Source organism: Rhizobium sp. Root1334, from assembly GCF_001426665.1.
Lineage (GTDB): Bacteria > Pseudomonadota > Alphaproteobacteria > Rhizobiales > Rhizobiaceae > Pararhizobium.
Map to the genome: position 1 here is coordinate 640,545 of NZ_LMEY01000001.1, position 12,391 is coordinate 652,935.

Consider the following 12,391-nt stretch of genomic DNA (forward strand, 5'->3'; position numbering starts at 1 on the left):
TGAAATTCTCCCGACATGGACGGGCTTGTCCCGGCTAACAAAAATCGGTGTTCTCGTGGCCTTTTCCCGTTATAGTGCAAACACATGCGATGCGCTGCCTGCTGGAGAGGATAAAAGATGATCCCGCTGTTTGACATGATGATGCAGGCGCAGAACGGCAACGCCATGGATGTGATGGCCAAGCAGTTCGGCCTCGCCCAGGAACAAATGGCCAAGGCGACGGCCGCCTTGATGCCTGCCTTTTCCACGGCGCTCAAGCGCAACACCGCCAATCCCTATGATTTCGGGGCCTTCCTTACCGCGATGTCGAGCGGCAACTATGCCCAGTATTTCGAGGACATGAACAAGGCCTTCACCCCGCAGGGGCTAGCTGACGGCAATACCATTCTCAACCAGCTTTTCGGCTCCAAGGACATGCTGCAGGCTGTCTCTGCGCAAGCCGCACAGATGACCGGCATCGGCCAGGAAATCTACAAGCAGATGCTGCCGGTCATGGCGAGCGCCATCATGGGCGGATTGTTCAAGCAAGCATCGGGGCAGATGGGCGGGGCGCAAAACCCGTTCGCCAATACGCCGATGGAAGCGATGATGAAACCGTGGCTCGAAGCCTCCGGTTTTGCCAAAAAGCCGGACCCCGCACCCAATCCATTCGACAACCCCTTCACCCAGGCGATGCAGGGTTTCTTCGGCATGGGAAAGCCGGAGGAAAAGCCAAAATCCGCCCCCGACATGTTCGCCGCCAATCCGTTCATGAAAGCATTTCAGGACATGATGAGCGGTAAGCCGCAGACAACAGCCGCGCCGGAGCAGGAAAAGAAGCCAGCAGACGCCAATCCGATGGCCCCCTTTTCCGAGATGTTCAACAGCATGTTCGACAGCGGGCTTGAGGCGCAGAAGGAATACCAGAAGAGCATCGACGGGCTGTTCGAGACGTATCGAAAGAATGGCAGCGCCTGACCGGCGGTTACCCTGATTGTGGGCGTTCGGCCCGGTTTGTGGCCAAGAGGCGATCCGAGGGTTGACCAGTAATTGATCCGCGGTCACGGCGGCTTTCGGCCCGAAGCGGACGACGATCAATGGACGGGCGCCACGGGCGCGAATACACGGGTAAGGAAATCTCGGAGAATGGGAGTGACCTGCTCGCGGGGAAGGCGATGGCCGCCGTCAAGTGCTTGGAACCTTACAGGAACCCCTGCACGTGCAAGAGCCTCGGAAAATCGTTCAGCCTGATCGATCGATGCACGATCATCATATTTGCCGTGAAGAAGTAGGGTTTCTGATCGGATGCTATCAGCATAATAGAGTGCGGAACGCTCCAGAAAGGCCTCGTCTGAGAGACCAGCTTCGTTCTGGATGGCCTGTTGCAAGCCTCGCGAACTGTTCCTGTATGCGTCTCTCAAATCATAGACGCCCCCTGTCAAGATGATTGCTCTAAGATCAGGCACCTTAGTGGCCGCCATGGCGGAGGCCACAGCCCCACGGCTATTTCCATATAGGACGATACGCTCTGGATCGACGGACGGCTGCTGCTTGAGGAAATCCAACGCCGCAATAATCGTTTGTTGAGTAGACGGTCCACAGAAATCCGGCGGACCGTCCGATCCGCCGAAGCCGGGCTGCGATACGGCGGCCGCTGTTACGCCGAGGCGAGAGGAAAACCGGACAAGCGATCCATCATCGACCGCCTCCTTCCCACCTAGAAGAAGTCCTCCCTGATTGCCGTGAACGAACAATATCGCTCCGCTCCGTCGATCTGAAGCACGCGTCTGGAATAACTGAACACGAGCGCCATTGCCTCGATCAATGGTGTGTTCTGTGACCTCAGACATGGTAGTCATCCCGTTACATCTTCTGGCGAGAATACGGCGGCAAGGCCTACTGTCAACGACCACTGTTGGCGCAGTGCAGCCGTAATCACCCCAGATCAGGAAAAGCCGCCGACCGCCCAACTCTGGTCTTTTGCCAAAGTCACGGTTTCGTTTCATCGCCCCCCAAAAAAGAAAAAGCCCGGTACTGGTCTTGGGGACCGGGCACCGGGCAAGCAGCAGGGCAATTGGCTCTAACCCTGCGGGGAACGGTAACGCGCAGAGGCGGCTGCGCGTCCCTGTTGCGTGGAACGTTTTTTGGAACGTCTGAGGCACGCAACAAAACTCATCATCGTGCGGGACCATCCGGCCTTCGGTCCCGCGTCGTGAACGCACGCCTCAGTCGAGGCGCGCCTTCCGGTAAAACGTGTTCGCCCGGTCGCGGGACGCCTGTGTCAGATGGCGGCCCGGATCGTCGAAGAACGGCGAGGTCATCGCCTCGCGCACTTCATGGCGGCAAAGCCCCATGTCGAGCAGCTGATGATCATCGAGATCCTGCAGGCGGCCGATGGCATTGCGGTTTCGCAGCTGGCGCCATACCGACACCAGCACGCCCGTCAGTCCCGTCTGGCGGGATGTCGCGGACAGCTTCCCGGCTAGGGTGAGGTCAAGTGCGTGGTCGGTCGTGCGCATTGTACTGCTCCTTTTCGCAGGCACGCCAGCGCCGCACGTCTTTCAGACGTGCAAAGGTCGCTGTCATTCAAGATTTTGCATAATTTTCTCCCAGATCGATTTCGATCTGGGAAATTATGCAAGGGCGGCCCCTCCCCTGCAGGGAGGTCAGCGCAGGGTTTGGGCCGAAACTATGATGGTGGACCGGCTTTTTTGGGAGGCTCGCCGGGATGGTTCAGGATGCTATTTGCCCGGCCAAATTCGCAAATCCTTATTGATCAGTCCAACGAATGTTTCTAATGGTATTCATCAAACAATTTTATGTGTGCTCTTTTTGAGGACCAGGACCATGTCCGCACCGCTCGATATCGATCAATTGCAGACCTTCGTTGCCATCGCCGACACTGGCAGCTTCACCAAGGCCGCCGATCGTGTCTTCAAGACCCAGTCAGCCGTCTCGATGCAGATGCGCCGTCTGGAAGAGCGCATCGGCAAGCAACTGTTTGCCAAGGATGGCCGCGGCAACCGTCTGACGACGGAAGGCGACCGGCTGCTCAATTTCGCCCGCCGGATGATCCGCCTCAACAACGAGGCGATCGCTTCCTTCGACGACAACCGGCTGGAGGGCACGCTGAGGATCGGCACGCCCGACGACTATGCCGACCGGTACATGCCGGAAATCATCGTCCGCTTTGCCAAGACCCATCCGAATGTGGAGCTCAACATCGTCTGCGAGCCCTCGGTCGACCTTGCCGAGAAGATGGCCAAGGGCGAACTCGACATCGCGCTCGTGACACACAATCCCCGCGCCCGCGCCTCCGACGTGGTGCGCACCGAGCCGCTTTGCTGGGTCAGTTCGATCAACCATCCGCTGCCGGAGAATGCGCCGGTACCGCTCGCGGTCGGCAAACGCGACTGCGCGTGGCGCCAGGCGGCCTGCTCGGCGCTCGATGCCACCGGCAAGGAATACAATATCCTGTTTACGAGCTGGTCTTCGACGGTGGTGGCCGCTGCGGTGCTGGCCGGCATGGCGGTTTCGGTTCTGCCTGAATCAGCGCTTCGCACCGGCATGAAGGTTCTGACCCAGGCGGATGGCTTTCCGGCACTGGCTCCGGTGCAGATCGGCATCATGAAGCGGCCGGGGCTATCGCCATCGCTGTCGAATGCGATCACTAATCACATCACCGCCTGTCTCGACAATATCACACCGACGACCAGCACCGATGATCTTGATGGCGACATGAAGAACTTTCCGCGTTACCCGCGGCTGCGCCAGAGCCACATGCTGCCTGGCTGGTAAAATCCACAGCTGCAAACCAGCAAAAAGGCCGTGCTCCTTTCGGAGGCGCGGCCCTCTTGTATTTGCTAATATGCATACTCGGCCATCAAGCGCGGCCTAAAAGTCGACTGTAATATAATTAGGTTATCCGCAGCCCCAAAAAGTTCTGCCGAATTTTTATACGCCATTTTGAATATATGCCCAAGGGGTCGAAATGGACCATTTTTGGTGAAATCCCCTATCAAATTAGGGGCTGATTAACGGCAAAAAGGGTTTTTCAGGCCTCAAAACTCCAAAACCGAGGCCTTTCAGAGCCCAGAAGGCCGCTGACACCCACTGGTCCTGGCTGGGGTTTATGGTTCGGACATGACATTTTCTGCGTCTGGAAAGTCGCGGAAGCTGAGGGTACAGTCGGTCAGCCCGGTGTTTTGCCCAGCCGCTCTGCCTGGTCGAGTTTTTCCAGGAGATCGAGAAACGTATCCGGAATGGGTTCCTGTTCGATGGCGCTATAGAGAGCTTTCAGCTTGGAGGCGATTTGTCCGTTGGGATCGGTGGCGCGGGCACCCGCTCTCCCGCCCATAGCGGCACGCCGCTGATTTTCCGGTAGGTCGACCATGGACAGTTTCACTCCTGAGCCCGCGCCGGCAATCGCCCCGCAGCGACGCTTATATGCGTCCTTTTTGGTACATTAAAAACGTTGCTATATTCCGAACTTTCAGCCGGCCCTGTTGAAGCCGGCACACAATTCATTCAGTGGGAAAACTTCCCTTAAACTATAAAACATGTTCAAACCAATGCCATGGTTCGTAACGCGATAGCGTCGGCACCGGTAAAATTCGGTGCCATCATACTGAAGGAAGTCATAAATGTCACTTTCCATGCGGATCGCAGCCCATCTTCCCTATCTGCGCCGTTTCTCCCGCGCCGTGACGGGGTCTCAGGCCTCGGGCGACGCATATGTCGCCGCCGTCCTGGAGGCATTGATCGCGGACATCACGCTTTTCCCGCAGGGCTCCAACGACCGGGTCAACCTGTTCAAGCTGTTCTGCTCCGTGTTCGATACGCTGGTTATCAACGTGCCCGAAGCAGCTTCACCTTTCGGTTGGGAGGCACGCGCGGCAGCAAATCTTTCGGTGATTTCACCGGCTGCTCGCAAAGCCTTCCTACTGGTCTCCGTCGAGGGTTTCTCGCCGGATGAGATGGCCGAGATTCTCGGCGTTACCGACGCAGAAGCGGCCAGCCTGCTGCGCGAGGCATCCGAGGATATTTCCCGGCAGGTTGCCACCGAAATCCTGATTATCGAAGACGAACCGCTGATCGCCATGGATATCGAAGACATGGTGAGCAGTCTGGGTCACACGGTCTCAGGCGTCGCAAGAACCTACGGCGAAGCAATCACACTGTTTGAAAAAACGGCTCCGAAGATGATCCTCGCCGACATCCAGCTTGCCGACGGCAGCTCAGGCATCGACGCCGTCAACGAAATCCTGAAGAGCGCGACGGTTCCGGTGATTTTCATCACCGCCTTCCCGGAACGCCTGTTGACGGGAACCAAGCCAGAGCCGGCCTTTCTGGTGACAAAGCCGTTCAATCCGGAAATGGTCAAGGCGCTGATCAGCCAGGCACTGTTCTTCGACGAGAACGCCCGCGCCTACAAAGGCTGACCTCTCTATCCCGCTGGTGAAGGCCGATCGATGGCAAACGCGTCGAACCAGCCTTCCCGGCGGCCGGCGCAAAGTTCAGCCAGAATGCGCGATGCCGTGAAGCTGAAGGTGATACCATTGCCGCCATAACCATAGGCGGCAAGAATGCGCGGCATTCCGGGAACTGCGCCGATCAGCGGAAGACCGTCATCGGTTTCACCAAATGCACCGGACCATGAAAAATCAATGGCGGGGTTGGCGGCAGGCCATAGCTTGACGAGGTCGCTGGCCAACTTTTCCGATTTCTCCGTCATTTTTTTGTCGCGCGCGACGGGATCGACCGTATTGTCGTCCCCTCCACCGATAATGATCCGTCCATCGACCGTGGTGCGGGCATAATTGTAGGTCTGTGAGGCTTCCCAGATCAGCTCGCCACCGGGCCAGAGCGTACCGGCCGCTTGCGGCACCGTCGCAATCGCCCAGCTCGATGCTGTCCGATGGATTTCACTGCGGACAAAATCCGGCATGACATATCCCGTTGCCAGAACGACGTGACGCGCCTCTATGACGAACGGGCCATCAGTCTCGACAGTCACAGCCCCCGGCGCATCATGGTAAGCCGTCACCATCGCATCAACCAGCCGCGCACCACGCCCCTGCGCATCACGCAACAGCCCCCAGGACAGGAGAAGCGGGTCGGCATCGGCAGAGCCGGGCGAGAGGATAGCCGCCGCCCGGTCGATGCCGAAGCGGGATAAAAGGTCTTTGTGATCGAGCAGCAGTCCGGGCAGACCGGCGCGCTCACGCAGCACATATTCGTCGCGCAGAACGGAAGGACCAGCCTCTGCCGCTGAAATGTAGAGGGTCGAACGCGGCCGGAAGCTGCAATCAAAGCCCAGCCCACCCACCAGACCGGCAAGCCCCTGTACAGCTGCGACACTTCGCCGGTAAAGCTGGGCGGCCCGGTCAAAACCATAGAATCCCGTCAGTTCCCCCAATGTGCAGTCGATCTCCCACTGTAGCATCGCCGTACTGGCGGCGGTGCTACCAAGCCCGGGCTGCTCGCGATCGACGACCGTCACATCCACTCCGTGGGCTGCCAGATGTTGTGCGGCAAGCGATCCGGTGATGCCGCCGCCAACGACGAGCACGTCCGTCTTCATGCTTTGCGAGAGAGGGGGCTTGCCGGGCGGGCGAAAACCCCTTCCCCAGGGTGCGCGGCCACCATGGAGATCGGCCTGCACGGTATCGGAGGAATCGAGCATTGGGGGCATGAATTTGCCTTCGGTTGGCGTAGGCCGGAACGATCTTGGGGTATGCCTGATCAGCCCGGTAGTTGCCGTTCCGGCGGCTGGGTGCGGACCTCGTTGAAGATGGTCATGGCGATCAGCGACAGCGGCATGGCCAGCATGGCTCCGACCGCACCCCACATCCACGTCCAAAAGATGATCGCAAGGAAGATCAGGAACGGGTTGATCTCCAGCCGATGACCAAGAATGGCGGGTGTCACTAGATTTTCCATCACAAGATGCAGGATGAAAAAGGCTGCCGCAGGAGCCAGCGCCAGCAACAGCGCGTCATGGGTCATGAGACCGGCGCAGAGCAGTGCCACCGTCATCACCGTGACGCCGAGATAAGGAATGAAGCTGGAAACAAAGGCGAACAGACCCCAGAGCGGCGCCATTGTCAGGCCGCCGACAAAGGCGATTGCGGCAGTGATCGTGCCGAGAACGAGATAGATCAGGCTCGCCGTCGAGAAATAGAAACCTACAGCGTTCTCTGTGGCATTCATGATCCTGATCGCGGCCAGGCGGCGGTCGCGGGTGGCAAAAGCAAGGATGATGGTCTTGCGCAAATGCCCACGCCCGACCAAAAACAGGCCGAGCGCTGCCATGAAGATCAGCGTCTGGATGAACGCCGGGGTTACGCCTGCAGCTACCAGCCCGAGCATGGTGCCTGCATTTTGAATAGCCACATCGGTCACGGCTTTTTCGTCCGTTCCGGCTATCGCGACCTTTGCCCATTCAAACCGCTGGATATAGGGCAGGATACGCTCGATCGCCCGTTCAAGGATACCGGGCGCCTGGCCTGCGAGTGACGTCAAAGGCTCGATCAGGGCATTGATCAGGAAGAAAAGCCCGACGACGAAAATCGCTGCCAGCAGCAGGCCGCCGAGCGCCGGTGGCAATCCGAAATGTGCCAGCCGGTCGGCTGCGAGGCCCAGCACCATGCCAACGACGATGGCGAGCGTGACCGGCATCAGGATCGATTCCATCATGTAGATGACGCCGGAAGCGAAGATGATGAACGTGCCGACAATGCTCCAGGCCACCACCAGATCAAGACCGGTTTTCGCTGACGTTTCGGGAATATCCGCCGCTGCCACCTGCGCTTCAAGCTCCGCCAGTTTTCGCTTCCTGAAAACCCCACTCCCCGCCAAGGCAGCACCCATTTCGCGTCTCTCCATGTGCCCGGCCACGGCACGCAGGCTGCCGGACGAACGATAAGATCAATATGCGGAAAACACCGGTGCAGAGGCAGCATCGGTGTGTAGCGGCTGTTAACGCATTGCTTGTGAAAAAGTTCCCGCGGCGGCGGCGGCGTCAAACGCGCAGCCTTTATCGCGGCACTGAAGCTAGATCGGGAAAGTCAAACACGCACGCGTGCCGGCTGCGGAGTTGCGATCGTAGGTGAGATCACCACCCATGGTGGAAGCCATGGCGTTGAGAATTTTCGTGCCGAGCCCGGTTCCCTTCACAGGAGCATTGGGATCAAACCCCGTCCCGTCATCCTCCACAAGAAGCTCGATCATATCACCGGCACGGCGTGACAGCCGGACGCGGATTTCACCCGCCTGTCCCTTTGGGTAAGCGTATTTGAAGGCATTGGTCACCAGTTCGCTGACCACCAGCCCAAGGGAAATCACCTTGTCGGTCGTCAGTTGCAGCGGATCGGATACCAGCACGATATCATGGGGCCGCGCCTCATCGCCCATGGACGATTGCAATTCATCAAGCAGGCTTTTCAGGTAGTCATCGAGATCGACCATGCCGACCTGGTTGTTGGCGTACAGATGACGATGCACATTGCCGATCGCGTGGATGCGTATCTGGGTTTCCTGCAACGCGCTGACCGCTGCCTGATCGGCGATCAGGGAGGTCTGCAGGCGTACCAGTGAGGCCACGAGGCTCAGACTGTTGGCGACCCGGTGATTGACCTCGCGCAGCAACAGTTCGGCGCGATCCCGCGCCTGGCGCATTGCCTCATGCGCGGCCTCCGTTTCACGGCGAAGCCGCGCCCGCTCCAGTGCCTGATTGAGTGCGGCGACGAACAGGTCGACAAAATCGGTGGAGATGCTTTTCGTCACATAATCATCAGCTCCGCGCTTGAGAGCTTCCACGGCGATGCTGGCATCTCCCGAGCCCGTGACATAGACGACAGGCGGATGGTCTGGCATGTCGGCGATAATCGGGAGAATATCCAGGCCGGTTTCGCCGAGCAGATAATGATCAAGCGCGATGACATCGATACCGCCCTCCGCCAGCCGGGCGAGACCGGATTTCCGGTCGATGGCGTTGATGACCTTGAAGCCCTGCCGGGCGAGGTTTTTGCGCAGGAAAATACCGAGCGCCTCGTCATCATCGATATAGAGGATTGTTGTTTCACAATGATCGGCAGACATGTCCCCACCCATCACGACACCTCCGGCACGGTCACGACGGAGAGGAACAGGCCGAGTTGCTGGATGGCGTTGACGAATTTTTCGTATTCCATCGGCTTGGCGACATAGACATTGGCACCGAGATCATAACAGCGGTGGATTTCCACAGGATCATCCGTGGTGGTCAACACGATCACCATCACTCGCTTGAGGTGCTCGCTGTCGCGCACCCGGGCAAGAATATCCATTCCGGTCATATCCGGAAGGTTTAGATCGAGAAGAACGAGAAGTGCTCTTCCGGCATGCACTTTCCCGCTGCCGTCGGGGCCTAGCAGATAGGACAACGCCGTCAGGCCTGTCCCGAACGGTATGATGTCATTGGTAACGCCTGCGCGGCGGATGTTCTTCTCGATCAGGCGGGCATGCCCTTGATCGTCCTCGATCATGATGATGGCGACCGGTTGCAGTCCGTTGTTCATGTCTCCTCCCCGTCTTTTATCGATGCGATATCGGCCGCAAACGTCACGGTGAATGTCGTTCCCTCTCCCAGGACCGACTGCACGGTGACGTCTCCTCCCAGCCGGCGAACCAGCGCGCGGACATGGGCAAGGCCAATTCCCTCACCCGGCCGGTCCTGCGGTCCGGAGCGCCGGAACAGTTCAAAGATTCGCTCCAGATCGCGCTCCGAGATCCCTCTTCCATTGTCGCTAACCTGAATGACCGCATTGCCGCCCATGGCCATTCCAGACACATGGATAAGCGCCTTTCGGGATGGATCGGCATATTTTAACGCATTGTCCAAAAGGTTGCTGAAAATCTGCTGCAGGGCAAGCCGGTCCGAAACAACATGCGGCAAGCGTGGTGACAGCACGATGCTCGCACCGCTTTCGTCAAGCCTATGCTGGAGATTGGCGACGGTTTCCGGCAGCAATTCAGCAAGGTCCAGATGCTCCCCGGCCAACTGACGGCTTCCGGCCCGCGCGAGCCTTAAAATCTCATTGATGAGATCGTCCATGCGCCGCATGGAGGAGCGGATGAAGCCAAGCGCCTCGGGAATATCGACGTCAACGGCCTCAAGAGCAGCTTTTTCAGTCAGCGCATCACGGGCCGCGGGCGGCTTTTTCATATAACCGGCAAAGATGCCTGCCGCCCGCTCAAGCTCGGATGTGAAGCCCATGATATTGACCAGAGGCGCCCGCAGATCGTGGCCAACAATGTAGGAATAGCTTTGCAGTTCACGATTGGCGCGCTTGAGGAAGCGTGTGCGCTCGCCAATCCTGACTTCGAGCATTTCATTGTGCTCTGCCAGGGCGTTGCTGGCGGCTTCCAGTTGCCGTGCATGAGCAATCGCAAGGTAGACCGCGCCGCCGACCAGAATGATCAGCAGCACCGCGCCGCCAGCGATAGAGATCAGCAACCACCGGGCCGCGTTGTCGAGGGACATGCCTTTCTGGAACGAGATATTGTGTGTAATGGCATCGATCCTGGTCATGATCTGGCGGATCTCGTCCATCGCGAGCTTGCCGTTGTCGCTCCGGACTACCGCGCTGGCGTCGGCGTCTTTGCCCGCCGTTTTCAAGGCGATGGTACGGCGCATCTCGGCCAGCTTTTCATCGACCAGGCGTTTCAACCGGTCGATCGTGACGTCACTGATGCCCAGTTTCATCATGTCGCCGGTAATACTCGTGAATTGAAGGTTGATCAGCGCCTCGGCACGCTTGAACGGCCCCAGATATTTTTCTTCACCGGTGATCAGATAGCCGCGCTGGCTGGTTTCTGCGTCCTGCATCAGGCTGAAAAGCAACAGTGCCCGATTGTTCAGACCCGACGCATCAAGCGCATCGTTGGAATTCTGACGGGTCTGATTGGCAAAACGCAGCGAAAGGAGGACAACGGCGAGGAGCAAGATAGCGCCCGCTAAGAGCATGAGCGGCACGGCTCTGGAAAAGGCCGGCCGTGCGATCACCATTCCCCAACCCCAAACATTCCCTTCGCCCACGCAGCCTGACCGACCGCAAGGGCTGTGGGAATGATGTCAATATTCGTTTTTTCTGAGCGGCTCACAAGATGAGCCTACAACGTCCACTAGAAAATGAAACAGATTTGTCCCACCTTGCGGCCCCATCACGTCAATGGCGTTCCGGAGGGAAAACGTGCAGCGTCAGCGAGAACAGGCCGAGGCCCAGGATCACGACGATCAGCGTGTTGGCAATGTCTTCCGACGTTGCGTGCAGGACACCCAGGCCCAAGGCAGCACCGACGAGCAGGAACAAGCATAGCCTTGGCAACCAGTACAGCATGGCACATTCCTTTATGTTGGAGAGCATTCTCTTGAAATGCCCAGTTTAACGCGGTTTGAGCCGAATGGTTCCATAGCCTTGTGTTGATCCTGGCGAACCATTTGGCGTATGCGCCGTTAATCCAATTGCTGAGTGATCCAGCCGCAGAACGTCGCGTATGGAGTACAATGCGATGGAGACTGTCATGCGGAAAACTGCAATCGCCATTCTGTACGCCACGATCTCCAGCGTTGCAGTGGCGGCTGAGGCCACGCCGATGAAGGAGGCCGATATCCGCAGTCTCATCATCGGCAAGACGATCTATCTTGCCGCGCCGATGGGCGGAGAGTTTCCACTCAACTATCGTCCCTCCGGTGAGGTCGATGGCAGCGGCAAGGCGCTGGGTCTCGGCAAATTCATCCAGCCGACTGACAAGGGCCATTGGTGGATACAATCCGACAAGCTCTGCCAGCAGTTCACGGTCTGGTACGATGGGTCGCCAATGTGCTTCGACCTGACGGAAACCGGCGAAGGCAAGGTCAGGTGGGTGCGCGACAATGGCGAAACCGGCACGGCACGCATCGGCGACTGATGCGGAGACACAAAAAAGCCGGCGCTCCTCGAAAGGACGCCGGCTTTCTCAATCGATGACAGCTCTTAGAGAGCGGCGATGACGATGACTTCGACCAGGTATTCCGGTGTTGCAAGCTTGGCTTCGCCAGTTGCACGTGCCGGTGTGTTGCCCTGCGATGCCCAGGCGTCCCAGACAGCGTTCATCTTCGGGAAATCAACCATGTCGGCCAGCCAGATGGTTGCCGACAGGATACGGGACTTGTCGGTGCCGGCTTCAGCCAGCAGACGGTCAACCGATGCGAGAGCCTGCTTGGTCTGCTCCGTAACGTCGGAACCGGCTTCGCCGACCTGACCAGCGAGATAGACGGTACCATTGTGCACAACGGCCTGGCTCATGCGCGGACCGGTTTCGAAGCGTTTGATTTCCATCTTCATATTCCTCGTAGAATGCGGCGGGCCGCATGTGAATTGAGTTGACG

Annotated in this window: 14 protein-coding genes; 4 read left to right on the top strand and 10 right to left on the bottom strand. The window is 58.4% G+C overall.

Annotated elements, in window-relative coordinates:
- Positions 1 to 117: 117 nt before the first annotated feature.
- Positions 118 to 957 carry a DUF937 domain-containing protein gene (locus tag ASD36_RS03125; RefSeq protein ID WP_060504718.1) on the top strand — a complete coding sequence of 280 codons (840 nt, stop codon included), beginning with the start codon at positions 118 to 120 and terminating at the stop codon, positions 955 to 957.
- A gap of 116 nt (positions 958 to 1,073) precedes the next feature.
- On the opposite strand, the gene ASD36_RS03130 is transcribed toward ASD36_RS03125, so the two are convergent.
- Together ASD36_RS03130 and ASD36_RS03135 are read right to left on the bottom strand one after the other, a co-directional pair.
- Entirely contained in the window at positions 1,074 to 1,829 is a 756-nt protein-coding gene (locus tag ASD36_RS03130; RefSeq protein ID WP_060504717.1) for an alpha/beta fold hydrolase, read from the bottom strand.
- Positions 1,830 to 2,204: 375 nt separating this feature from the next.
- Positions 2,205 to 2,498 carry a DUF1127 domain-containing protein gene (locus tag ASD36_RS03135; protein WP_060504716.1) on the bottom strand — a complete coding sequence of 98 codons (294 nt, stop codon included), beginning with the start codon at positions 2,496 to 2,498 and terminating at the stop codon, positions 2,205 to 2,207.
- A gap of 328 nt (positions 2,499 to 2,826) precedes the next feature.
- Here ASD36_RS03135 and ASD36_RS03140 point away from each other — a divergent pair, with 328 nt between their 5' ends.
- On the top strand, positions 2,827 to 3,777 hold the full coding sequence (locus tag ASD36_RS03140; RefSeq protein WP_060504715.1) for a LysR substrate-binding domain-containing protein: 951 nt from the start codon (positions 2,827 to 2,829) through the stop codon (positions 3,775 to 3,777).
- A 394-nt stretch (positions 3,778 to 4,171) separates the two neighbouring features.
- Here the strand turns inward: ASD36_RS03140 and ASD36_RS03145 are convergent, their stop codons facing one another.
- Positions 4,172 to 4,336 carry a NepR family anti-sigma factor gene (locus tag ASD36_RS03145; protein WP_244482198.1) on the bottom strand — a complete coding sequence of 55 codons (165 nt, stop codon included), beginning with the start codon at positions 4,334 to 4,336 and terminating at the stop codon, positions 4,172 to 4,174.
- A 286-nt stretch (positions 4,337 to 4,622) separates the two neighbouring features.
- Here ASD36_RS03145 and ASD36_RS03150 point away from each other — a divergent pair, with 286 nt between their 5' ends.
- Positions 4,623 to 5,420, top strand: a complete 798-nt coding sequence (locus tag ASD36_RS03150; protein ID WP_060504713.1) for a response regulator — start codon at positions 4,623 to 4,625, stop codon at positions 5,418 to 5,420.
- Positions 5,421 to 5,425: 5 nt separating this feature from the next.
- Here the strand turns inward: ASD36_RS03150 and ASD36_RS03155 are convergent, their stop codons facing one another.
- The 6 genes from ASD36_RS03155 to ASD36_RS30985 all read right to left on the bottom strand — a co-directional run bounded on the left by ASD36_RS03155 (position 5,426) and on the right by ASD36_RS30985 (position 11,360).
- On the bottom strand, positions 5,426 to 6,673 hold the full coding sequence (locus tag ASD36_RS03155; protein WP_060504712.1) for an FAD-dependent oxidoreductase: 1,248 nt from the start codon (positions 6,671 to 6,673) through the stop codon (positions 5,426 to 5,428).
- 50 nt (positions 6,674 to 6,723) lie between these two features.
- Positions 6,724 to 7,851: an AI-2E family transporter gene (locus ASD36_RS03160; RefSeq protein WP_060504711.1), complete on the bottom strand. Its 1,128-nt coding sequence runs from the start codon at positions 7,849 to 7,851 to the stop codon at positions 6,724 to 6,726.
- A gap of 183 nt (positions 7,852 to 8,034) precedes the next feature.
- Entirely contained in the window at positions 8,035 to 9,093 is a 1,059-nt protein-coding gene (locus tag ASD36_RS03165; RefSeq protein WP_060504710.1) for a histidine kinase dimerization/phosphoacceptor domain -containing protein, read from the bottom strand.
- Complete coding sequence (locus ASD36_RS03170; protein WP_200954865.1) at positions 9,093 to 9,539, bottom strand: response regulator; 447 nt, start codon at positions 9,537 to 9,539, stop codon at positions 9,093 to 9,095. Before ASD36_RS03170 ends, ASD36_RS03165 begins: the two co-directional genes overlap by 1 nt.
- On the bottom strand, positions 9,536 to 11,029 hold the full coding sequence (locus tag ASD36_RS03175) for an ATP-binding protein (RefSeq protein WP_060504709.1): 1,494 nt from the start codon (positions 11,027 to 11,029) through the stop codon (positions 9,536 to 9,538). Before ASD36_RS03175 ends, ASD36_RS03170 begins: the two co-directional genes overlap by 4 nt.
- A gap of 160 nt (positions 11,030 to 11,189) precedes the next feature.
- Positions 11,190 to 11,360 (bottom strand): hypothetical protein, encoded by a 171-nt coding sequence (locus tag ASD36_RS30985; protein WP_164491954.1) that lies wholly within the window; start codon positions 11,358 to 11,360, stop codon positions 11,190 to 11,192.
- Positions 11,361 to 11,544: 184 nt separating this feature from the next.
- Here ASD36_RS30985 and ASD36_RS03180 point away from each other — a divergent pair, with 184 nt between their 5' ends.
- Entirely contained in the window at positions 11,545 to 11,931 is a 387-nt protein-coding gene (locus tag ASD36_RS03180; RefSeq protein WP_060504879.1) for a hypothetical protein, read from the top strand.
- Positions 11,932 to 11,996: 65 nt separating this feature from the next.
- On the opposite strand, the gene ASD36_RS03185 is transcribed toward ASD36_RS03180, so the two are convergent.
- The gene (locus ASD36_RS03185; RefSeq protein WP_060504707.1) at positions 11,997 to 12,341 is read right to left on the bottom strand and encodes a RidA family protein; all 345 of its coding nucleotides are present in this window, start codon (positions 12,339 to 12,341) and stop codon (positions 11,997 to 11,999) included.
- Between the last annotated feature and the right edge of the window lie 50 nt (positions 12,342 to 12,391).

What these genes read in the sequence shown, in the direction of transcription:
- ASD36_RS03125 (WP_060504718.1), top strand. Translation starts at nt 118, where the DNA reads ATGATCCCGCTGTTTGACATGATGATGCAGGCGCAGAACGGCAACGCC.
- ASD36_RS03130 (WP_060504717.1), bottom strand. Translation starts at nt 1,829, where the DNA reads ATGTCTGAGGTCACAGAACACACCATTGATCGAGGCAATGGCGCTCGT.
- ASD36_RS03135 (WP_060504716.1), bottom strand. Translation starts at nt 2,498, where the DNA reads ATGCGCACGACCGACCACGCACTTGACCTCACCCTAGCCGGGAAGCTG.
- ASD36_RS03140 (WP_060504715.1), top strand. Translation starts at nt 2,827, where the DNA reads ATGTCCGCACCGCTCGATATCGATCAATTGCAGACCTTCGTTGCCATC.
- ASD36_RS03145 (WP_244482198.1), bottom strand. Translation starts at nt 4,336, where the DNA reads ATGGGCGGGAGAGCGGGTGCCCGCGCCACCGATCCCAACGGACAAATC.
- ASD36_RS03150 (WP_060504713.1), top strand. Translation starts at nt 4,623, where the DNA reads ATGTCACTTTCCATGCGGATCGCAGCCCATCTTCCCTATCTGCGCCGT.
- ASD36_RS03155 (WP_060504712.1), bottom strand. Translation starts at nt 6,673, where the DNA reads ATGCCCCCAATGCTCGATTCCTCCGATACCGTGCAGGCCGATCTCCAT.
- ASD36_RS03160 (WP_060504711.1), bottom strand. Translation starts at nt 7,851, where the DNA reads ATGGGTGCTGCCTTGGCGGGGAGTGGGGTTTTCAGGAAGCGAAAACTG.
- ASD36_RS03165 (WP_060504710.1), bottom strand. Translation starts at nt 9,093, where the DNA reads ATGGGTGGGGACATGTCTGCCGATCATTGTGAAACAACAATCCTCTAT.
- ASD36_RS03170 (WP_200954865.1), bottom strand. Translation starts at nt 9,539, where the DNA reads ATGAACAACGGACTGCAACCGGTCGCCATCATCATGATCGAGGACGAT.
- ASD36_RS03175 (WP_060504709.1), bottom strand. Translation starts at nt 11,029, where the DNA reads ATGGTGATCGCACGGCCGGCCTTTTCCAGAGCCGTGCCGCTCATGCTC.
- ASD36_RS30985 (WP_164491954.1), bottom strand. Translation starts at nt 11,360, where the DNA reads ATGCTGTACTGGTTGCCAAGGCTATGCTTGTTCCTGCTCGTCGGTGCT.
- ASD36_RS03180 (WP_060504879.1), top strand. Translation starts at nt 11,545, where the DNA reads ATGCGGAAAACTGCAATCGCCATTCTGTACGCCACGATCTCCAGCGTT.
- ASD36_RS03185 (WP_060504707.1), bottom strand. Translation starts at nt 12,341, where the DNA reads ATGGAAATCAAACGCTTCGAAACCGGTCCGCGCATGAGCCAGGCCGTT.